Below are 21,288 nucleotides of genomic sequence, written 5' to 3'. Positions count from 1 at the left end.
ATACGAGTGAAGAACTAATAAATATAGGCATAAACTGATTTTTTCCATACAAAATCAAAAAATCAGTTTTGCCAGTCATTGTTGGCACGATTCACATCCGGGTAGTAGTGCTCTTTATCAATTACTACCTCTGAAATTGGAGAAGGGGTATCAAGCTGAATAGAAACTTCTCTGTGCCCCTGAAGCCATGTGTCGACAGGGATGCGATGAGTTTTCTCGGTGCCATCTTCATAGCTAATAGTTAAATCAACCGGCATGGGAATTTTTCCTAAGTCTCTGATAACGATGGTAGCCTGATCTCCATCCTGGGTAACGGAATCGATAGACTGATCAAGTGTCCAGGTTTCGTAGTACCATGCGCGCCAGAACCAATCCAGCTCACGACCTGATACATCCTCAAAGGTGTTAAACATATCCAGTGGTGTGGGATGTTTATAAGCCCATCGGTCAATAAATGTAAGCCAGGCGTTGGTGAACAGTTCTTCTCCTAACACTCCCTGCAAGGCTATAAGCACACTTCCGGGTTTGGGATATGAGGCCACGCCATAAGCAGGTCCCGGGTAATGATAATCGGACCAGCGCATGATTTCGCCTTCATAGGAAGAGCCAGCCAGGCCGAGATAAGGCTCAAATTCATCCAATCGACTAAAAGAATCAGGATAGCGATCCCAGCGGGCTTGTGCTTCATGGAAAGTAGTGGCTCCCTCGTCCATCCAGGCAAAGCGCCGTTCGTTGGTGCTTACAATCATTGGGATCCACATGTGGGCAATTTCATGAGCGGTAACATTGTATAGCGCTTGGCTTCCTGCCCGATTGTAACTGCCAATGATGGTCATCATGGGGAATTCCATGCCGCCGCCAATAATTTCGGCTCCCTCAACCGAAGTCATATGTGGCCATGGGTATGGGTGATTGGTATATTCTGAAAGGTAAGAGATAGAATGGGCTGTAAAATCAGCTGCATCTTCCCAAAGCGGGGCAGAACTTCTCCAAAAGGCATTGATGCGGGAGTAGTCAGTCTGCCCGTCTCCGTCCATATCGCCTACGGGTGTACGCATAGCGTCCCACTGCGATTCGAGGGTGGCACTAAAAGCTACATCACGTACTTTTTCAGCGGAAAATTTCCAGGTAAGTAGGCTGTCATCACTGCTAACCGTTGCGTTGCCAAAATCATCTGGTGATACTACGGTGATAGCTTCGTCAGATGAACCGGCTTGTTGGTAGCGCTCAAGTACCGCAGGGCTTAGGACTTCATCAGCATTAAGAAACTCTCCGGTACTCATCACCAGCCATTGTTCAGGTGCGGTGATGGAAATATCGTAATCACCAAAATCGTGATAAAATTCGGCATTTCCAGTAAAGTGATCGGCAAACCAGCCCTGCAGATCATCATAAGTTGAAACATGGGGGAACCAGTAAGCCAGGTAAAATAAGTTATCCCGGCTGTAACCCATGCGTCCGCTGGCACCAGCTTGCGGTATCTTAAAATTCCAGTCAATTTCGAGATCAATGCTCTCACCAGGGACGATTTCTGTTCCTGGTATTACCAGCATATGCGTACCTTGAATCACATATCCAAGGCGATACTGATTTACTTTCTGAAGTTCCCGGTCTGCGGTGGCAACTCGTTCAATATTCATGCCGCCTGTGATCTCTACAAATTCCTTACGCGGTACACCTTTTTTGTGGAGGTTCTGGCTGAGTTCAAAAACGAGGATGTTTAGCGTGTCCGGTGAATTGTTGGTATAGGTGATATCTGCCTTTCCGTAAAGCATAGTATCTTGGGGAGACAGCGTAGCATCCAGCTTATAGGTATAAGTGTTGGTAAAATAATTCTCCCCAGGAACTCCGGATAATGTGCGGGTGCCGTTATTTAAAGCCACTTCAAAATTCATGGGCATTTCAATAGGGTATGGAATAGGTCTTTGAGGCTCAAAGTTGTTTTTGGTGATATTTGAAGAGGTGGTATTTTTGGGGGCGCTACACGCTGCGAGTGTAGCAACTAGCAGGGAAAGGAAAAAAAGATTTCTCATAATAAGTACAAATTAAGGAGGGGCGTGGATAAAAAACGAAAAGGGAGAGAAACGACAGATTAATGAATTTTCTTATAGTTTCTCTCGATAGATTCTTTTAGGTCATTAAACTCAATGGGTTTAACGAGGTAATCAAGGTAGCCGGTTTCTTTGGCTCGTTGCACATGGTGCGGATCTGAATTTCCGGTAATGTATATTACAGGAACATCAGAAAATTTACGAATCTCCTTCATGGCTGTAATTCCATCAATATCACCTTCCAGAGAGATATCCATAAGAATGAGATCAGGATCGATTTTTTTGGCTACTTCGATGGCGGTTTTGCCATACACAAGCTCTCCTTCAGCATCATATCCTAACTTTTCCAGATAGCTCTCATACAGAAGGTTCAGTATCAGATCGTCTTCCACGATCATCACTGTTTTTTTCTGCTTCGTATCCATGTTTTTATATTAATTAGCGTTGCCATGTAATGTGCATCACTAATAATACTATGAAATGTGGTGAAACGAAATTTTTTAGCGCAAAAATAAACACAACTACTTATATCTAACATTGGTCTGATGGCCATTAAAGTGTATTATAAAGAGATATTAATATTAGGCACATAGCTTACATTACCTTTTTACTAAAAAGCCGAAAGTAATTTTGATGTTATGGAGACTGCGGGATTAGATATTGTCTGGAAACTGCTCTCAGCCCTGGCCACGGGTTTATTAATTGGAACAGAGCGGGGCTGGCATGGACGAAAGGAAGACGAGGGCGACCGGGTAGCAGGAATCCGAACTTTTAGCCTTGCCGGTTTACTCGGCGGAGTATGGGCTGTCCTCATTCCTCATACCGGAGAATGGATCCTGGGATTGGTTTTTGTAGCCTTCACCGGGCTCATTATTGCCTCATATGTATTTGAACAAAAAACCCAGGAAGAAGAGGATATTGGTATTACAACCGAAGTGGGATTGCTCCTTACGTTTTCAATAGGTGCCTGGGCGGCTTTGGGGTATCAGCTGGAAGCATTGGGTACAGCCGTAGCCGTCATGGCCATATTGAGCATGAAGCCTGTTTTACATGGCTGGCTGCAAAAGCTGGAAGTCACTGTTATTTATGCAGGAATAAAACTGCTTATCATTTCAGTAATACTGCTTCCGCTTTTGCCGGATAAAGGTTATGGCCCATGGGATACCCTGAATCCGTATTGGATATGGTGGATGGTAGTGCTCATCTCAGGTTTATCTTTTATGGGATATGTGTTGGTGAAATACGCCGGGGAAGATAAAGGTACTTTGCTCACTTCCGTGATAGGCGGGTTGGCCTCATCTACGGCGGTGACCATCAGTCTGGCTCAATTTGCGAAGCAACAGGTTTTAGGAAGTACCCGCAAGTTTATAGCGGGGGTGTTGGTGGCTTCGGCTATTATGCTGGTGCGGGTGGTTATTGAAGTTTCGGTTGTCAACAAAGCTATTCTGGATTTACTGTGGATTCCACTGTTAACCATGTTCGTGTTAACCATTGGTTGTGTGATTTGGCTATGGCTAAATGCCAAAGAAAGCAATGAAAAAGAGAATCCGGATCTGAAACTGGGTAATCCCCTGCAGCTACCCACCGCTTTGAAATTCGGAGCATTACTGGCGGTTATTTTGGTGCTGGCTACCGCGCTTCAGGAGTGGTTTGGGGATCGCGGGGTATACATGTTATCTGTGCTTTCCGGTTTGATGGATGTGGATGCTATCACTCTATCCTTGTCCAAGATGGCGAAGTCTGATATTACCGGATCGGTAGCTACTTTAGGGATTGTGATGGCGGTGATATCCAATACCATTGTAAAAGCCGGGCTGTTTATTTTCTGGGCGGGATGGAAGAAGAGCATGGATCTGCTCTGGATGATCCTGGTTATTTCACTTGGCGGCGTGGTTAGTGCGTGGTTGTTTGTTTGACTTGGTTTACTTGATCAGGGTAAACTTTTTTGATAAAACCTGGTCTTTAGTTTTTAGCCGATAGAAATAGGTACCACTAGCTAAACCTTCTGCATTAAATAATATAGAATGACTGCCGGCAGCTAATCTATTGTCTTGAATTACAGCTACTTCACGGCCTGTAATATCAAATACGGAGAGCTTTACATGTCCTGTTTTCTTAAGGTCGAACGAAAACGTCGTAGAAGGGTTAAAAGGATTGGGATAGTTTTGATGGAGTGCATTCGAACGGGGAATTTCAGTTGTTTCCAAAGCATTTGAAACATCAATGCCATTCCAAACTTTTCTAAATAAAACAGTATTGTAAGTACCCATAATCCAGATAAGTGGCCTATTATCATCCATAGTATAGGTAATGTGTTCCAAATGGGTACGGGTTGGGGGCGTTTCATATTTTTTATCATAAGTCCCCAGATCCGAATCAATATTCTGAATAGTGCCAAACTCATCTACCATAAGCAGATCTGCCGAACCATCATGATAGGGGCCTAATAGTACCATATCCGCGGTTAGTTGATGGCCAACTTTTGAGGTAATGTGCCAGCTTTCTCCGCCATCTTTTGAGTAGGCAAGATTGCGAAATCCAATATGTAACCAAACCTGGTCACCAACAGCACGTACTAAAGGCTTAGGCCATAAGTTTTCATATGAATAGTCATAGCATACTTCCCAGGAAATTCCTTTATCATTGGATACCCACAGCTGTTTTTGCCCATCAACTGCAAAAATTTTACCCTTGGCAAGTGACAGGCTTTTAAAGGAAGTAGGTACCTGTCGATTGTCCCAGGTAGCTCCATTATCATTAGTGACTAACAATTTACCGCAGGTAAGATCTTCACAATTAAAATTGGCGTAAATAATGCCAAATTTATTATCAAAAAGTATTTTTGGGCCATATAAATTTTCCCCGCTAGCAAGTAAATCTAATAATGCCCATGATCTACCTCCATCTTCAGTTTTGTAAATTTTTTCCTTTCCTATGAACCAGCCTTCTTCTTCATTGATGAATTTTATTTCATAAGGACGATCAGGAAAAGTAGTATCTGCTTCCCATGTGTACCCGCCATCTTTGGTAATAAAAGCCTCTCTTTGCCCGAATGCCCAACCAGTAGTTTTATTTTTAAAATAGAGTTTAGATCCACTAATTCTTTGGAATTGCTTTCCGTGCATCCATTCTTCGCCGTCAGCACTAATTTTTAATTGCAAATCATGAAATGCGGTGTGGTCATAACGACTTATCACATAACCGGTGTTAAAGCCATTTTGAGGAACTTGAATAATATCCCAATGATCTCCCCCATCAGTGGTTTTGAAGACTTTCCTGCCTTTCAGATATACCCTGTCTTTTGAAAAAGGGACAATGTTATGAGGGGCTACGTCTGTGTTAGGAATTCTTTTTCGCTCCCAACTTTTCCCGAAATTATCGGTTTTAAAGAATGAACCGCTTTCGGTGAGTAGAAAGCCTGTTTTTGGATCAACCATTTCTAATGAAGCAATTTTGCCCTTAATATTAATCCAGGTAGAATCCCAGCGTTCCCCACGGTTATCAGAGCTTAACAGGTAATACAAAGAATCCTGCTTATTTTGGTAATCACCTCTATACCGATTGTAGTACAAAATAGAGAGGGAGGAATCAGAGAACTGCTGTGTTTTTTTAGGAATTGCGATGGTTTCTTCCCAAAAGAGGTCGCCTCCATCAATGGTTTCTATTGGCACGTCATAAATTTTTTGCCAGTCACCAAATACAGATGTTGTTTTGTAGATTCCATTTTCATCAGTTTTAAGAAATTCTGAGCGAGAAAACCCAACGACTGAACGTGCCATGTGTACGTACAAATCATCTTGTTGCCAGCTTTTCCCGCCATCTGTTGTGTAGGTGAAGCATGAGCCGATGTAGGCATACGCAAAGCCTACTTGGTCATTAATAAATTGTATAGATGTGAATTCTGAGTTTCCATCATAAAAAGCCTCTTTCCATTCTTCCCCGCCATCAGTAGTTCTGTAGATAGCACCGGCTTCATTTACAAAAAAACCGGTTGATTCGGAGATAAAGGCGACGTCGGTGATTTTGTCTTCCGGCAGTTCTGGATAGCGCAACTCCCATTGTGCATGCATGGTTGATATTAGACAAATTGCAAAGATGGTTGTTAGTACCGAAATTTTCATAATCCCGAGATTAATTACTCTCTCTATATTGAATTAAGTAACAGGAATTTGCCCAAAAAACAAAACCCCGCTCTCAGCTAAGAGCGGGGTTTTCATGTAAAGGGATGCAGGGAAGCCTGTAAGCCGGATTTTGTCGAGGGTAATCATTTATCTGCGCGTTCTACCCGATGGGGTCACGACAAGCGGCGTATACCATCTGCATGAACTTGCACCCCGCGAGGTTTACCGTGCCCCCTTGGTCGCCCTTGGGGCGGTGAGCTCTTACCTCACCTTTTCACCCTTACCCCGGCCATAGCCGGGCGGTCTGTTTTCTGTTGCACTGTCTGGCATCCCGGGATTCCTCCCGGCAAGCCTCCCCTTCGCCGGCCAATGCCGAATCGGGGAGCGCGGAGCTTGTAGGTGTCCGGACTTTCCTCCCCGTGCCAAAGCACGAAGCGATTACCCGGCTTCCCTGCTCGCGTAAGATACGCTTTTTTGGAAGGTTAAATAATGGCTGATTCCAGATTGAAAATTACAGATTGTGGTGGGCTGGTTGTTTCCTGAGCGGTGACTGAACCGGATTATTCCTAAAGAAATTTAGGATTCTTTAGGAAGTCTTGTGCCAGAGAAATCAATAATGCCCAATGGTGCTATTTACCCACCTCTCAATCCCCCGAAAAACCTACCGGGGGAAGCTCACTAGTTGAGTGTGATATTTTAATCAAGGAATCGAGTTAGTGGCAATATTTTATATCTAAGCTATAATGCTAATCAAGGTGTTTCCTCTCCTGGGAGAGGATCAAGGAGAGGGTGGTTGTGGCTGAAAGGTAGAGATCTGGGCTCGCTTATTCTCCATGGTGCTGTAAGTTTTTAGGGTGTTCATGCTGGGTGTTTTCGGTTTGATTTGCGACCAATTTTCGATGATTATCAAAGCTTTTGAAAAATCCGGGCGAAAATTTTATTCGGCAGTGCTTCTTTTTTTACCAATAGGTTGCTCCTAACAGAGCGCCGCCACGGGTTCCTAATATCTAAAGCATTGTCGTACGAGTTTGAAGATTTTTACTGCTTTTACTCTACAGATAGAGCTTAAAACTATCCAACAACTACTTGCTAAAAAAACATCACCCCAAAACAAAAAAGGGAAACCAAACAGGCCTCCCTTTAGGGGTAATAATTAAGATGTGCTGATCAAAATCAGATAGAGAGTTCTTCTTTGGCTTTATCGAAGAAAGATTGATCCACTACGATACGGCCGCTGTTTTCGTCAATAATAATTTTGTTCTTGCGACGGACTTCTACCTGTGTTTGTGGTGGCAGGGCCATCCCGAGAGCAGCTCCGCGGTCCATGGCTACTACCGCCATGCCGTTGCTCAAACCATCTCTGAGACGATTATAGCTACGCAGATAACGGTCGTCAATTTCTTCTTCAACCTCTTTGCGCTTTTTCAACAGCTCCTCTTCCTCGTCTTCTGTAGATTTAACGACTTCATCAAGGTTTTGGCTTTTTTCTTCGTAAAGTTCCTGAGCTTCTTCCAGGGCTTCCTTGGCCGCTTCAATCTCAGGTTCAATGGATTCTTTACGTTTTTCAATTTCTTTCAGGCGAGATTCAGTATTCTCAATTACCTGCTTTTGTGCCTCAATTTCTTTGGTGAGGGCATCGTATTCGCGGTTGTTGCGAACACTCAGCTGCTGGTCTTCATACTTCTCAATTTTCTCTCTTGCGCTTTTAAGCTCCAGCTGAAGGTTGTCATACTCAACACTCAGGTTTTGATCTTCTTCCTTGAGGTTATTGAGGCGTGCTTCTTTCCGGGCTATATCGGTTTCCAGATCCAGTACTTCTTCCGGAAGATCACCTCTCAATTGCTTCAGCTCGTCAATGCGACTGTCAATGTATTGCAGGTTGGCTAATTTTTGTAATACTTCGTTCATGGAGTGAGGTCAGCTTGGTTGAATAGTTTTGGGTTCGGGATGCGATACATACACATGCATCGGGTTGGTCACGGTTCGTGTTACAGATACTTCAATTTCTTCAAAAGCCTCGGACAGTTCATTCTTCAAGGCTTCGGCTACGGGGAATTCGCTTTCGTAATGGCCCACATCCATCAATAGAAAATCATTCTTTTCAGTAAAATAGTCGTGGTATTTGATGTCGGCTGTTACAAAAGCTTGGGCCCCGGCTTCGATCGCTTTATCTTTAAGGAATACACCGGCACCGCCACAAACAGCCACTTTCTTAATCCGGTCAACATCGCCGGAATAACGAATGGCTTGTACATTCAGGGCTTTGGATACCAAGTGCAAAAATTCGTTTTTACCAATTCCGTCGTCAGGATATTCTCCTATCACACCCATGCCAAAGTTCTGAGAAGTAGAAGCGAGGTCAATCACCTGGAAGCTTCCTTCCTTCAGCATACCTTCGGCTTTAAGGGCTTTTTTAAGAACGGATACGTTGTGCTGATCGATGATAGCTTCAAAACATTTGAGGCCATCTTCGCGGCTGGTTACATCAAAATGATGAGCTTCTTCTGCCGAGTGATAATTCAACAATTTGAGTACCGCGTCGCTGTCTTCATGTGCGGTAATCAACCTTATTTTCCGGCTGATGTCATAATTCTTATCAAGGAATCGTAGGTCATCCAGCCCTAACATGTTGGCCAGCACAAAAGATACACCGTCGAGTGCAGCATCCAGGTTGGTGTGGGCTACCAATAGTCCGATATCATTCTTAATCAGTTTGTAGATGATACGGCCCTGCTCGTTGGTAGGGTTTATGCTACCGATTTTACCAAAAATGAGGGGGTGGTGGGCTACTATAAGTTCGGAGCCTTTTTCAATGGCTTCGGCTACAACTTTGTCGGTGACGTCAAGGCAAGTTAAAACGGAAGTGACGTTGGCGGAAGGGTCTCCGACCAGTAACCCGACATTATCATAATCCATTTTTACTTTGGGCGGGGCCCACTGATTGAGGAAGGTAGATATTTGTCGGATTTGGGTTGACATGCTATCTATCCCCTCGCTGTTTTGTGCCCGACGATGTCGTCGAAGCCTGAATTATGATGTTGAGTCTTGTTAATCTCAATAAATAAATCATTAATTAGGATGTCTTAAGAGCTTCCAAAAATAAGGCTTATTGATGAATGATAAAAGCTTATCTTAGGGTAAATTCTTTTGAATCTACCAAAAAGACCATTTTTTGCCATGAGTGAACAGAATATCGCCAAAAATCTGAAATCCATTCAACAAAGAATAAAAGAAGCTTGTGAAAGCTGCGGGCGTGATCCGGAAGAAGTTTTGCTGGTTGCTGTAAGCAAAACCAAGCCCAATGAAGACATCCTGGAAGCTGTGCAGGCCGGCCAACTGCATTTTGGAGAAAACAGGATGAAGGATTTGGAAGACAAAATGCTGGAAATAGCCAACCCGGATATCTCCTGGCATTTTATCGGCAACATTCAAACCAACAAGATTAAATATATTGCCGAGCGGGTAAACTGGATTCATTCCGTAGAGAAAGCCAAATATCTCAAAGAGATTGAAAAGAGAGCGGGGAAAGCCAACCGTGTGGTAAATGCCCTGATTCAAGTGAACATAAGTGATGAACAACAGAAGGGCGGTTGCAAACCCGGCGACCTTGCAGGTATATTGGAAAAGGCCCAAAACTATGAACATGTAAAAGTAAAAGGCCTGATGGGGATGGCCCGGTTTGTGGATGACCCGGAAGAAGTTCGATCTGAATTTAAACTGTTGAAAGAGCTCTTTGACTCCCACCAGGAATACAACAAAGGAAGCGTAGAGCTGAAGCACTTATCGATGGGAATGACCAACGATATGGAAGTAGCCATAGAAGAAGGAGCCACCATGGTGCGTGTGGGTACAGCCATTTTTGGTGAACGAAACTATGGGTAGCATCTTCCGTAGCAATTTCCCACATTCACTTTAATACCTTAAAAAATAAAACTGAGGGCACTATGTTATTTGGACTTCCATGGTTTGCAATTATACCTATTGTAGCCATTGTGGGCGGGCTGGTTTACGCGTACAAAGAACAAGAACTGAAAATGGAGGAAAAGCGTCTGAGCAGGTCGCGAGAACTCAACGACATGCACAAGCTGATTTCGAACCTGAAATCCAGGGTTGAAAAACTGGAGTCTTTGACCAACCAGGATCACAGAAGAAATCCCCGGCAGCGACGGGATCCGCTTAGCGAAATCGAAATTGAGGATGAAGTTGAAAGGCAAAATACCGATAATTCAGGGGCTTCCAGACGGAGGTCTTCAAACCAAAATTAGCGTAACGGAATAGTTATGAGCTTTGAAGAAATGGTGGTGGCTATCATTGCAATTATAGGCGGCCTGGGATTCACGGGCTTCTTGTTTTGGAATGTGTTCAGTCTAATCAAGCAATGGATAAATCGTAAAAGCGGAAATCAGCAGTTAGACCCACAGTTTTTTAAAGCCCTGGGCGAATTCAAACGCAGTACCGATCGCCGGCTGGCCAATCTTGAAGCCATCGTTTCGGATATGGAAGAGGGAGAACAACAAAGTGCTGAACTGAAGCAGCGAAAAAGTATGGGAGAAATTGAAATAGAAGAGGAAGACATTCGTTCTAACAATCAGGAAAATCGCTCTAAAAAAAGCCAGGACGACGGCAATCTGCGGAACATGTTAAGCGAATAAGTACTATTTTAAATACGCTCTTTAGGATTAACCCATTTGTTTATGAAACTTACGCCGCTTGAAATAAAACAGCAGAAATTTGAAAAAGCACTGAGGGGATACGATACCGCCGATGTGGAAGCTTTTCTGTCCCTCGTTTCTAACGAATTTGAACATCTCATAAACAAGAACCGGGAGCTTGAGCAGGAGATTGAAAAACTCAACGAACGTGTAAAACATTACGAACGCGTTGAGGACGCCCTTCACGAAACCCTGCAAACGGCGAAAGAATCGATGGAGCAAAAAGTATCCGGTGCCCGGCAGGAAGCTAAGAATACCATTGAGAAGGCTGAGATGGAGGCCGATTCCATCATTAGGGAGGCCCGTCACAACCGGCAGCAAATTCGCCAAAGTATCTTAAGGTTGCTGGATCGCCGCGAAGAAATTATCAACGGCATTACGTCGTATCTGGACAATGCCCGTAAGTCGGTAGAGCAGTTTTCTAAGGATGAAATGGAGTTGTTTAAGCTTCCCAAAGAAGAAAACCTCGAAGAGGCCCTGGAGAAAAAACCTGTTTCCTCCCGCTTTGATTTAGATGAGGATGAGACGGATAACGAAGAGGCCACAAGTGAGGAAGGCGGCGAGCAGAAAAAAAATCAGCCCGAAGATCAAGAAGACGAACACCAGCTGCCCCCCGGAAGTGATCGCCTGGATGATATCCTTGATGAGATCGATTGATAAACCCCTTTCTTAAGAAAGACACTAATTATTATTTTCTGATTTCGATATAAACAGTTAGTAACTTTGCTAAGCCTGCATGAGCTATTCCATAGTGAATAAAGCTGCGGGCTTTTATTCTTTTCAAACCAATTACATTTTCTATGAAATACGATACGGTTGAAGCATTCAGAGCAAAACGAGACGAGGCGGTCGATTTTATTCAGGGAGAAACAGATTTTCAGCCTGAATATTTATTGATTTTAGGCACCGGACTGGGGCAGCTTGCCGAAGAAATTGAAGCAGAGCATATCATCAGTTACGATGACATTCCTCATTTCCCCGTTTCAACCGTTGAAAGCCATGCAGGTAAATTGATATTCGGCAAACTGGGTGGAAAAAATGTAGTGGCCATGCAGGGACGTTTCCATTATTACGAAGGTTACACCATGCAGCAAATAGCTTTTCCCGTACGGGTAGCTAAATCTATTGGCGCTCAAACATTGTTGGTGAGCAATGCTTGCGGAGGGCTTAATCCCAATTTCAGTCGCGGCGATATTATGCTGATCACCGACCACATTAACTTTTTGGGAGATAACCCGCTTATTGGTCCCAATGATGATGACCTGGGCCCGCGCTTCCCGGACATGAGTGAACCGTACACCGAACGCTTGCTGGAGCTGGCTGAGACGGTGGCTTTAGAGCATGCTATCAAAATGCATCAGGGCGTGTATCTGGCAGTAACGGGCCCCATGCTGGAAACTAAAGCCGAGTACCGATATATGCGTCAGCTTGGCGCTGATGTGGTAGGCATGAGTACTGTGCCGGAAGTCATTACAGCGGTTCACATGGGTATGGATGTATTGGGAATTTCCGTGATTACCGATGAATGCTTCCCCGATGCGCTGGAGCCGGTGGAGATTGAAGATGTGCTTGCAGCAGCGGCCATGGCAGAGCCCCAAATGACCCAGGTGATTATTAATGTTTTAGAACGTTTGTAATACCTTTTTTTCCACAAAAAGCGTTACTTTTCCACAAAGTATTGCATTAATGCATGTAATTTCTTTCTTACAATAAACAATAACCCATAATATGCCTGTATGCATATGCATTTCGATGGTTTTGATGACGAACAGTGGGATGAATTCAAGTGGGAAGCTCACTTAAACGAAGTAGAGAAAAAGAGCGAACAACTCCGAAAGTTTATCGCCTCAGACCGTAAAGGAAACACCCCAAGATGGATAACGCTTCTGCAAGAGAGCCAAAATGAAGATGACGCTTTTGAAGCCTATGTGGAAGAAGAGCTGTTAATGGACGAGGCCTATTTTCCGGAAGACGAAGACGACTGGGAGGATGACGACGACGACTGGGACGAAGATGATTTCCTGTTCGGTTTTGAGGATGAGGAGCCCTTCATGGATTTTGGGGATGAGGATGACTTCGATGATTTTGATGAAGGTGACGAGTGGAAAAGCCTGAGTGATGAATACACTTATTCAGATTATGCAGACCTCGAGAGTTTAGATACCTACCTGGATGCCAAAGATTTTGCGGTGGATATTCTGAAGTGGGCCGAAAAAATTCATCCCAAATTTCAATCCAGAGAATTCCAGGATTTTGTGGATGAAGTGCTAAAAGTAGGTGCTAAAATTGCCGGCGGACATTCCTTTGGTTTTGAGCAGGATTACATCGGTGCCAATATTGCCTATTCCAAAAAAGCACTGGGTTGTGCCAATCACAGTTTGGAGCTGTTGCAAGCCATGAAAAAGCAGGGCCTTTTCAACAAAAAACAATACCAGGAGCTACATGCCCGGCTGTTCGAGCTTCGCAACGACATCGGTATCTACATCCAGGAATTACGCGACCAGTTCCGCCTCGGACTCGAATAAGCCAGTGTTTCAGTGTTAAGGTGTTAGCGTGTTATGGTTCTTCAAAACTCTAACACGCTAACACCTTCGCACCGTAACACTCTCACACTATAACACCTTCACTCCCAGATTCCGATTTCTTTATTCCCTTCTGAGTCGGTGGCAGCGCGGAACATGGAGCCTGTATTCGTTTTCATGGAGAAGTTGCCATATTTATCCACGGCGATGAAGCCGGCGTCTCCGGGTTCCAATACCTCATCTACCAGGTAATCCATTGATTGCTGCAGCGATGTTTCTTTGTATTCCATGTAGGCAGCCAGGGTGTGGGCCGATACATTCAGCATAATCTTTTCTCCCCAGCCGGTTGCGGAAACTGCCACGAGGTCGTTGGCATAGGTGCCGGAGCCGATGATGGGAACGTCCCCAACCCGCCCGTACCGCTTGTTCGTCATGCCGCCGGTAGAAGTGGCGGCTGCAAGATTGCCGTCTTTGTCGCGGGCAACAGCCCCAACAGTTCCATATTTCCAGGCTTTCTCCTCATTAGTTTCAGGCAGTAAGTTGCTGGATTCTTCTTTCTCTTGTTCTTGCGCCCGTTGCAGCGATTGATACCGGCGTTCGGTATAAAAATAAGATGGATCTACGCGTTCCACATCCACCTGGTCGGCAAAAGTCTCGGCACCGTCGGTGGCAAAAAATACATGCTTGGATTCTGTCATTACCTTTCGAGCTAATGAGATGGGATTTTTAACGGTCGTTACTCCGGTGATAGCTCCCGCATTCAGCGTGCTTCCATCCATGATGGCGGCATCCAGTTCATTCTTCCCTTCCGAAGTGAAAACAGCGCCTTTTCCAGCATTAAACAATTCGTTGTCTTCCAGGTAATTCACGGTTCTCTCGATGGCATCTAAGGCAGAACCGCCATTTGCCAGGATGTCAGAGCCAATAGCTAGGGCTTCTTCCAGTGATTCCATGTAAGCCTGTTTGCGATCTTCAGGCATGTCTTTAGATACATAACCGGCACCGCCGTGCAAGGCAATGGCCCATTCTTTGGTTTCAGGCTGGGAGGTATTTTCAGACTCACCGGCTTCGGATTGGCAACCGGTGATCACAAATAATAGCAGAAGGGGAAGTAAAGGTATAAATCGTAGTCTCATAGCGCGCATTTATTTTTGTTGAATGGGATTATACAGCGCAATTTCCCCATATTAAAGTTTGGGGTGCTTTTTTTAATTGATGATTACAAATGGGGGCAGAATTCAGGACTCAGAACTCAGAATTCTGTTATGGGCGGATGGCTGCAATCTAATTACTGAGCAATTTTCGAATCCTATACTTTGACCTCACCTCGGTCCTCTCCTTCAAAAGGAGAGGAGGTATTCTGGGCTTTGTTGGGGTTCGATGTTGATTTATTGCCCGTCTATTGTATAGGCGTCCTTCTCCTTGAGGAGGAGAAAGAGGAGGTGCAAATGTAGCCAAGGGTACCGGGCAGGTAAATGTTTCTGTTATAAATGAAATCGCAGCTCGGTCTATCGTTTTTTCGTATATCAGTTTGACTTGGCGCCTCACTCATAGCGTTGAAATCTATATAACGTTCAAAGTAAAACAACCCAATATAAATATTCTTCCAGTGCCGGGGGATTGATTCAACAGATAGGCGTTAGACCGATGAACCTAACAGCGGTTTACGATTTGGAAAGCTTAAAGCTATAATTTAAATGGTACGTAATTTTTGCCTCATACTTTGACCTCAACTTTGTAAGGAGAGGAGGTCGAAAAGCTGGAAAAGGAATGGTAAGTTGCCGGGCTTGTACAAGACGTTTATCAACCTATTGCAAGCGTCCGCTTGTGCAATGATGAACTAAGCTGTTGTGGATAATAAAGTTTTGGTCCAAGCGGACGCTTGAACCAGTTACAAGTAGTGAAATAATTCTACTGAAAAATAGCAGCTTGATTTTATCGGTCCCTCGGTCATCTGAATTTCAGCCTGACTTTGCTCGCGATTTCCAAGGACTGGATATCAAAACAGCCTCGAGAACAATTCTATCCAACCAAAATATTCTTCTAATACTGAGGGATCGGATATGCGATAGATCGATGAACCGAACAGCGATTTACGATTTGGGAAGCTTAAAGCCATAATTTGAATAGTACGTAATTTCCTGCCTCATACTCCGACCTCACCTAAATCCTCTCCTCAGCCCGCCCCGAGCATTCGTGGGAAAGTAGAGGAAGCGTTCGGGGCCTTTTTGGTTTTGATGTTTATTTATGACTCATATCTGGTAAAGGCGTCCTCCTCCTTGAGGAGGAGAAAGAGGAGGTGGAAATGTAATCAAGGGTACCGGACAGGTAAATGTTTCTGTTATTAATGAAATCGCAGCTCGATTCATCGTAGATTAGTTTGACTTTGCTCCCCTCACCCATTGCCATGAAATCCATACAACTTCCAAAGTGAAACAATCCAACCAAGGTATTCTTCCAGTGCTGAGGGTTTGATTCAACGGATATGCGATAGATCGATGGCCCGAACAGCGATTTACGATTTGGGAAGCTTAAAGCCATAATTTAAATAGTACGTAACTTCCTGCCTCATACTTTGACCTCACCTCGGTCCTCTCCTTCGTAAGGAGAGGAGGTATTTGAAGCTTGTTTTAGCGGTGATATCGATTTATGACTTATATGTGGTATAGGCGTCCTCCTCCTTGAGAAGGAGGAGAAAGAGGAGGTCAAAAGCCGGCGAAGGGGTAGTTGTCAAAAGCGGTCAAGTATTGCGGATAAAAAATCCCCAAAAACAAAAAAGGCGACCTTACAAAGGCCGCCTTTAGGAGATATATGAAGAATAGTGTTCCTTATGCTTCCTGGGGAACGCTTTCTACAACTTGTACATTCATGTGCAGTTTCACATCGTCGCCTACAACCACGTTGCCGGCTTCCGTTACGGCATTCCATTTCAGGTTGAATTCCTTGCGGTTGATAGTGCCATTGATTTCAAAACCAGCTTTGGTTTGTCCGTAGGGATCATCAACGGTTCCGCCGTGGGTTACATCCAGGGTGATTTCTTTGGTGATATCGCGGATGGTCATGTTGCCTTTTAGCTCGTACTGGTCGCCGCCGGTATTTTTGAAAGAAGTGGATTCGAACTTCATGGTTGGGAATTCACTTGCGTTGAAGAAATCGTCGGACTTCAAGTGTGTGTCGCGGTCGCTGTTGTTGGTATCTACGCTGTCAATCTCAGCTTCAAAAGTGATGTTTGCATCTTCAAACGAGTCGCCTTCGGTTTCAACGGTTCCATTAAAAGAACGGAAATAGCCGGTTACGGTAGAGATTACCAGGTGCTTTACTTTGAATTGTATTTCAGAATGGGTTGGGTCAATATTCCAGGTAGCCATAATACTTGTATTTTGATTAGTGTTAAATAGTTTAATGTTGAACTAAATATACGGTGGGTTAACTGAGCAATTCAATGGGGAGTTCCGTTTGGGGTGATTTATTGAACTAGTTTAAGATTGTGGGGTAAATGAAAGATGGATGGCAGCGTATGCAAGTTTCGAACCGTTGTTTTGAAGGGCGATGCCGGAAAATATTTGTTCAAGATTCGAATGAACTTCCTTTTGCTGCTTTTTACCTCCTCTATCTCCTCCTCAAGGAGGAGGACGCCTATACCAAGTATGAATTACGTATTAGCACAGCGGCTATAACAAGCCTCGAACACTTCCTCTCCTTTTGAAGGAGAGGACCGAGGTGAGGTCAAATCATACCCTTTAGCCTATAAATACGCTGCAAAATGAAAGATCTTTCGGGAGTACCCTCAAGATGACATGCTGTTGGATAGAAAAAGAAGGATGGCTTGACATGTAACGTGAGTTCGAAGGAAATAGGTAAGAATGAGTAAAAAAAGTATGGTTATCGTCTTGAGAAATTGGTAGCAAAGCGATCTCCCTAAAACGCTCAGAGGCATTATCCGGGAGATTGCCACAGGCTGTGCTCCCTTCGGTCACGACAGCCTTCGCAATGACAGGTTTTATATTGAACTAACATTGTTCATCTGAATGCTTGTACATCAACTACGCCCGGTTAAAACAGGGCACAATACAGGCCAAAGCAAAGAATGCCATCACCCTAAAATTTGTTGGCATAGCGTAAAGCGATAAGGTATTTGACTTTATGGAAAAGATTACTCACTCTTAGACGGTACTTAAAAACTATTACAGTGGGTTGGTAAGTAGCTAATTATAAGCTAACTATTTCACAATAATCAGGACTATACAATTAAGGCATCTACATGGATAAGGAGAGAATTGGATTTATTTCCACACGATTCTCCGGTACTGATGGGGTATCCCTGGAAGCGGCCAAATGGGCCGAGGTACTGGAAGACGAAGGGCATGAGGTTTATTGGTATGCCGGACGGATCAATCGTCCGAAAGAAAAAAGCTTCTGTGTGCCAGAGGCACATTTTGAACACGCCGAAAGCCAGTGGCTGAACGAACAGATTTGGGGACATACCCGACGTTCACAACTGGTGAGTAACCGCATACGGAGCATGTCTCAGTATCTTAAAGAAACTTTGCACGAGTTTGTGCAACTGTACGATCTGTCGGTGGTGGTGATTGAAAATGCGGTGACCATCCCTATGAACCTGCCACTTGGGGTGGCGATTTCAGAATTTTTGATGGAAACCAACATTCCGGCTATCGCTCATCATCATGACTTTTACTGGGAGCGGTCCCGTTTTATGGTGAATTCGGTGAGTGATTACCTGGAGATGGCTTTTCCGCCGCGCGATCCCGAGCTGGAGCACGTGGTAATCAACAAAAATGCCTCCGATGATTTGGCCTGGAGAAAAGGAGCTCAATCCACCCTGGTGCCGAATGTCATTGACTTCAACGCTGAACCGCCGGGCTCGGATGGTTACACCGCTTCCATGAAAGAGGAGCTGGGTTTTGAGCCGGACGACATCATCTTTTTACAACCCACACGCGTAGTGCCAAGAAAAGGGATTGAGCATGCCATCCGGTTGGTAAGCATGTTGCAGAATCCTAAAATAAAATTAGTGATCACGCATGACTCCGGGGATGAGGGATTTTCTTACGAGAACATGCTCCGCGAGACGGCCGAACGTGAAGGCGTAGATCTGCGCTTTGTAAGTACAAAAGTGGGCGAAACGCGGCAGCGCACGCCTGAAGGCGAGAAAATTTATTCGCTGTGGGATGTATACACCTGCGCCGACCTGGTGACCTATCCCAGTTTATATGAGGGTTTTGGGAACGCCTTTTTGGAAGCCATCTACCTTAAAAAGCCGCTGCTGGTAAACCGCTACGATATTTTTATGCGGGATATTGAACCCAAAGGTTTTAAGACCATCACCATTGACGGATTTGTGACGCCGAAGACGGTAGAGCAGGTGCAATTATTATTGCAAGACGAAGATAAACAAAGAGAGATGACCGAGCATAACTTCAGGCTGGGGCAAAAGTATTACAGCTATGAAGTGCTCAGAGATAAACTCAATCATTTACTACGATCTTTAACCAGACGCTAACAGGGACCATGGATAAACAAGAGATTGCAATATTTGTTCAGGAAAATAAACCAAGGCTTGAATTTTTATATGGTGATAAGGCCAAAAAAAGTGCCAAGCGACTGGAAATGCTGGTGGAACGCTATGGCTTGGGCTTAGTACCGGATGGCGATAACGGAAGATGGTCAGAAAAGGACGCCATTGTGATTTCCTATGGAGATACCATCAAAAAACAGGGCGAATACCCGCTGCATACCCTGCAGAATTTTATGGATGAATATGTAGGTGATTCCGTGAGCGGGCTGCACATTCTGCCTTTCTTCCCCTATTCCTCCGATGACGGCTTTTCGGTGATCAACTACCGGCAGGTTCGGGAAGATCTGGGGGGATGGTACCACATCAAACAGCTGGGGCGGCATTACCGCATTATGGCGGATTTGGTGATCAACCATGTGTCGCGCAAAAGCAGCTGGTTTAAAGATTATCAACAGGATGTAGCCCCGGCCAGTGAATACTTTATCGAGATGGATCCGGATGAAAACCTGTCTAAAGTGACCCGGCCCAGGAGCTCGCCCCTGCTCACCGAGATTAAGAAAGGCGAAGAAACCCGGCACGTTTGGACCACCTTCAGTGCGGATCAGATTGACGTCGATTTTTCCAATCCGGATGTGTTATTTGAGTACTTGGACATCATCCTGTTTTATATTTCGCAAGGGGTGAGCGTGATCCGCCTGGATGCCATCGCTTATCTCTGGAAGAAGAAGGGCACGAACTGCATTCACCTGCCCGAAACACACGAGGTAGTGCGCCTGATCCGCAGCCTGTTGAATACGGTGGCGCCGCACGTTACGCTCATCACCGAAACCAACGTGCCGCATAAAGAAAATGTGAGCTACTTTGGCAATGGCGACGAGGCTCACATGGTGTACCAGTTTAGCCTGCCGCCCTTGCTGTTGTACACGCTGCTTTTTGGGGATGCCTCCTACCTCACCAACTGGGCCCAAAACCTGGAAAGTCCGCCGGAAGGCTGTACCTATTTCAACTTCACGGCTTCGCATGACGGAGTAGGCGTGCGGCCTATCGAGGGACTGGTGCCACAGGATAAGTTTGATGCGCTGGTACAGGCCGTCAGAGATCGTGGCGGGATGGTGTCCATGAAAGCCAATGCGGATGGGAGTGAAAGTCCGTACGAACTGAATGTGAGCTATTTTGATGCCATGAAGGATGCGCCCGATGCCGATGAAAGTCACCAGGTGCAGCGGTTCCTGAGTTCGCAGGCCATCATGCTGAGCCTGCAGGGCGTGCCTGGCATTTATATCCACTCGCTCACGGCTACGCCAAACGATCTGGAAGGCGTGAAAGAAAAAGGCCACAACCGTGCCATCAACCGTAAAAGCTGGGAGCTGATGGAGCTCACCGAGCGTATGGAGAGTGAAGACAGCGATACCCGGCGCGTGTTCACCGCGTACAAGAATATGCTGGATATCCGCAAAAAGAACCCGGCTTTTCATCCCGAGGGCGCCCAGGAAGTTTTTGATGCCGGTACCGGTCTTTTTGCCGTGCAGCGCACCGCCCCCGACGGCAGCCAGAAAGTGCTGTCCATCACCAATGTGACGGCCGAGAAAACACTCGTTGACCTCACCGAGTCTGCCTTACCCCTGGCTTCCGATAGCACCCACCAAAACCTGCTGACTAAGGATGGAGAGCCTGAAGAAGGTAATCTTACTTTTGCTCCTTATGAGACGAAGTGGTTGGTGGTGTAAGGGTAAGTTTAAAAGCCACTTCGCATCCCTTAAAACAACGTCATTGCGAGGAACCCCCCATGCGGAATGCAGGTTTGGGATACTCACCGACGCGGCAATCTCTTTATTACAACTTTGGATGTAAAACAACGAACCAATGGCTAGTGTATAGCTATGATTCAACAGATCACCACGTCGTTAAGCAACGATATCGAGTGTAGGTAAAAGAATCTCCTCGTGATGACCTGGCGTTGGTTAGAAAACGACCCCCCCCAAACTCTTAAAAATCCAAGTCATTGCGAGGAGCCTACGATGCAGAATGCAGGCTTAGGATGATCACCGACGTGGCAATCTCCTTAATACCATTTGGTTGTGTAAAAAATGACCTGTGGCTAGTGAGTTGCTACGATTCGACAGATCGCCACGTCGTTAAGCAACGATATTGAGTGTAGGTAAAAGAATCTCCTCGCGATGACCGGGCGTTGGTTGGAAAACGAAAACCCACCCAAACTCTTAAAAATCCAAGTCATTGCGAGGAGCCTACGATGCAGAATGTAGGTTGGGGATGATCACCGACGCGGCAATCTCCCTAATACCATTTGGTTGTGCAACAAATGACCTGTGGCTAGTGAGTTGCTAA

16 protein-coding genes and 1 other RNA gene are annotated in these 21,288 nt (G+C 45.1%); 9 read left to right on the top strand and 8 right to left on the bottom strand.

Annotated features, from left to right (window positions below; genetic code table 11):
- Positions 1–62: 62 nt before the first annotated feature.
- Both FN815_RS07560 and FN815_RS07555 read right to left on the bottom strand, forming a co-directional pair.
- Complete coding sequence (locus tag FN815_RS07560) at positions 63–2,033, bottom strand: M1 family metallopeptidase (RefSeq protein WP_142454022.1); 1,971 nt, start codon at positions 2,031–2,033, stop codon at positions 63–65.
- A gap of 59 nt (positions 2,034–2,092) precedes the next feature.
- A complete protein-coding gene (locus FN815_RS07555; RefSeq protein WP_246075185.1) occupies positions 2,093–2,476 on the bottom strand; it encodes a response regulator in 384 nt (127 codons plus the stop codon).
- Between the two features lie 213 nt (positions 2,477–2,689).
- Here FN815_RS07555 and FN815_RS07550 point away from each other — a divergent pair, with 213 nt between their 5' ends.
- Positions 2,690–3,967, top strand: coding sequence for an MgtC/SapB family protein (locus FN815_RS07550; protein ID WP_142454021.1), 1,278 nt, complete (start codon positions 2,690–2,692; stop codon positions 3,965–3,967).
- 6 nt (positions 3,968–3,973) lie between these two features.
- Here the strand turns inward: FN815_RS07550 and FN815_RS07545 are convergent, their stop codons facing one another.
- The 4 genes from FN815_RS07545 to FN815_RS07530 all read right to left on the bottom strand — a co-directional run bounded on the left by FN815_RS07545 (position 3,974) and on the right by FN815_RS07530 (position 9,151).
- Positions 3,974–6,172, bottom strand: a complete 2,199-nt coding sequence (locus tag FN815_RS07545) for a YCF48-related protein (RefSeq protein WP_142454020.1) — start codon at positions 6,170–6,172, stop codon at positions 3,974–3,976.
- 103 nt (positions 6,173–6,275) lie between these two features.
- Positions 6,276–6,626, bottom strand: an RNA gene (gene rnpB / locus FN815_RS07540) — RNase P RNA component class A.
- Between the two features lie 719 nt (positions 6,627–7,345).
- On the bottom strand, positions 7,346–8,080 hold the full coding sequence (locus FN815_RS07535; protein ID WP_142454019.1) for a zinc ribbon domain-containing protein: 735 nt from the start codon (positions 8,078–8,080) through the stop codon (positions 7,346–7,348).
- Positions 8,081–8,089: 9 nt separating this feature from the next.
- The gene (locus FN815_RS07530) at positions 8,090–9,151 is read right to left on the bottom strand and encodes a Nif3-like dinuclear metal center hexameric protein (RefSeq protein ID WP_142454018.1); all 1,062 of its coding nucleotides are present in this window, start codon (positions 9,149–9,151) and stop codon (positions 8,090–8,092) included.
- 198 nt (positions 9,152–9,349) lie between these two features.
- Here FN815_RS07530 and FN815_RS07525 point away from each other — a divergent pair, with 198 nt between their 5' ends.
- The 6 genes from FN815_RS07525 (at position 9,350) to FN815_RS07500 (ending at position 13,409) form a co-directional block, all read left to right on the top strand.
- Positions 9,350–10,054 (top strand): YggS family pyridoxal phosphate-dependent enzyme, encoded by a 705-nt coding sequence (locus FN815_RS07525; protein ID WP_142454017.1) that lies wholly within the window; start codon positions 9,350–9,352, stop codon positions 10,052–10,054.
- A gap of 62 nt (positions 10,055–10,116) precedes the next feature.
- Entirely contained in the window at positions 10,117–10,437 is a 321-nt protein-coding gene (locus FN815_RS07520; protein WP_142454016.1) for a hypothetical protein, read from the top strand.
- A gap of 15 nt (positions 10,438–10,452) precedes the next feature.
- Positions 10,453–10,824 carry a hypothetical protein gene (locus FN815_RS07515; RefSeq protein WP_142454015.1) on the top strand — a complete coding sequence of 124 codons (372 nt, stop codon included), beginning with the start codon at positions 10,453–10,455 and terminating at the stop codon, positions 10,822–10,824.
- 42 nt (positions 10,825–10,866) lie between these two features.
- A complete protein-coding gene (locus FN815_RS07510; RefSeq protein ID WP_142454014.1) occupies positions 10,867–11,541 on the top strand; it encodes a DivIVA domain-containing protein in 675 nt (224 codons plus the stop codon).
- A 143-nt stretch (positions 11,542–11,684) separates the two neighbouring features.
- Positions 11,685–12,521: a purine-nucleoside phosphorylase gene (locus tag FN815_RS07505; RefSeq protein ID WP_142454013.1), complete on the top strand. Its 837-nt coding sequence runs from the start codon at positions 11,685–11,687 to the stop codon at positions 12,519–12,521.
- A gap of 99 nt (positions 12,522–12,620) precedes the next feature.
- Positions 12,621–13,409, top strand: a complete 789-nt coding sequence (locus FN815_RS07500; RefSeq protein WP_142454012.1) for a hypothetical protein — start codon at positions 12,621–12,623, stop codon at positions 13,407–13,409.
- Positions 13,410–13,507: 98 nt separating this feature from the next.
- Here FN815_RS07500 and FN815_RS07495 read toward each other — a convergent pair whose 3' ends face one another.
- Both FN815_RS07495 and FN815_RS07490 read right to left on the bottom strand, forming a co-directional pair.
- A complete protein-coding gene (locus FN815_RS07495; RefSeq protein ID WP_142454011.1) occupies positions 13,508–14,542 on the bottom strand; it encodes an isoaspartyl peptidase/L-asparaginase family protein in 1,035 nt (344 codons plus the stop codon).
- A 1,692-nt stretch (positions 14,543–16,234) separates the two neighbouring features.
- Complete coding sequence (locus FN815_RS07490; RefSeq protein WP_142454010.1) at positions 16,235–16,774, bottom strand: YceI family protein; 540 nt, start codon at positions 16,772–16,774, stop codon at positions 16,235–16,237.
- An 893-nt stretch (positions 16,775–17,667) separates the two neighbouring features.
- Here FN815_RS07490 and FN815_RS07485 point away from each other — a divergent pair.
- Together FN815_RS07485 and FN815_RS07480 are read left to right on the top strand one after the other, a co-directional pair.
- Complete coding sequence (locus FN815_RS07485) at positions 17,668–18,927, top strand: glycosyltransferase family 4 protein (protein WP_142454009.1); 1,260 nt, start codon at positions 17,668–17,670, stop codon at positions 18,925–18,927.
- 8 nt (positions 18,928–18,935) lie between these two features.
- Positions 18,936–20,669 carry a sugar phosphorylase gene (locus FN815_RS07480; RefSeq protein WP_142454008.1) on the top strand — a complete coding sequence of 578 codons (1,734 nt, stop codon included), beginning with the start codon at positions 18,936–18,938 and terminating at the stop codon, positions 20,667–20,669.
- Positions 20,670–21,288 lie beyond the last annotated feature (619 nt).

The organism is Gracilimonas mengyeensis (assembly GCF_900182705.1).
Lineage (GTDB): Bacteria > Bacteroidota > Rhodothermia > Balneolales > Balneolaceae > Gracilimonas > Gracilimonas mengyeensis.
This window is presented reverse-complemented; position numbering and strand designations above follow the sequence as displayed.

Bases quoted from the DNA above. Each gene is read 5' to 3' on its own strand.
- FN815_RS07555 (WP_246075185.1), bottom strand. From the start codon at position 2,476: ATGGATACGAAGCAGAAAAAAACAGTGATGATCGTGGAAGACGATCTG.
- FN815_RS07490 (WP_142454010.1), bottom strand. From the start codon at position 16,774: ATGGCTACCTGGAATATTGACCCAACCCATTCTGAAATACAATTCAAA.
- FN815_RS07500 (WP_142454012.1), top strand. From the start codon at position 12,621: ATGCATATGCATTTCGATGGTTTTGATGACGAACAGTGGGATGAATTC.
- FN815_RS07560 (WP_142454022.1), bottom strand. From the start codon at position 2,033: ATGAGAAATCTTTTTTTCCTTTCCCTGCTAGTTGCTACACTCGCAGCG.
- FN815_RS07545 (WP_142454020.1), bottom strand. From the start codon at position 6,172: ATGAAAATTTCGGTACTAACAACCATCTTTGCAATTTGTCTAATATCA.
- FN815_RS07510 (WP_142454014.1), top strand. From the start codon at position 10,867: ATGAAACTTACGCCGCTTGAAATAAAACAGCAGAAATTTGAAAAAGCA.
- FN815_RS07520 (WP_142454016.1), top strand. From the start codon at position 10,117: ATGTTATTTGGACTTCCATGGTTTGCAATTATACCTATTGTAGCCATT.
- FN815_RS07480 (WP_142454008.1), top strand. From the start codon at position 18,936: ATGGATAAACAAGAGATTGCAATATTTGTTCAGGAAAATAAACCAAGG.
- FN815_RS07535 (WP_142454019.1), bottom strand. From the start codon at position 8,080: ATGAACGAAGTATTACAAAAATTAGCCAACCTGCAATACATTGACAGT.
- FN815_RS07495 (WP_142454011.1), bottom strand. From the start codon at position 14,542: ATGAGACTACGATTTATACCTTTACTTCCCCTTCTGCTATTATTTGTG.
- FN815_RS07530 (WP_142454018.1), bottom strand. From the start codon at position 9,151: ATGTCAACCCAAATCCGACAAATATCTACCTTCCTCAATCAGTGGGCC.
- FN815_RS07550 (WP_142454021.1), top strand. From the start codon at position 2,690: ATGGAGACTGCGGGATTAGATATTGTCTGGAAACTGCTCTCAGCCCTG.
- FN815_RS07525 (WP_142454017.1), top strand. From the start codon at position 9,350: ATGAGTGAACAGAATATCGCCAAAAATCTGAAATCCATTCAACAAAGA.
- FN815_RS07485 (WP_142454009.1), top strand. From the start codon at position 17,668: ATGGATAAGGAGAGAATTGGATTTATTTCCACACGATTCTCCGGTACT.
- FN815_RS07515 (WP_142454015.1), top strand. From the start codon at position 10,453: ATGAGCTTTGAAGAAATGGTGGTGGCTATCATTGCAATTATAGGCGGC.
- FN815_RS07505 (WP_142454013.1), top strand. From the start codon at position 11,685: ATGAAATACGATACGGTTGAAGCATTCAGAGCAAAACGAGACGAGGCG.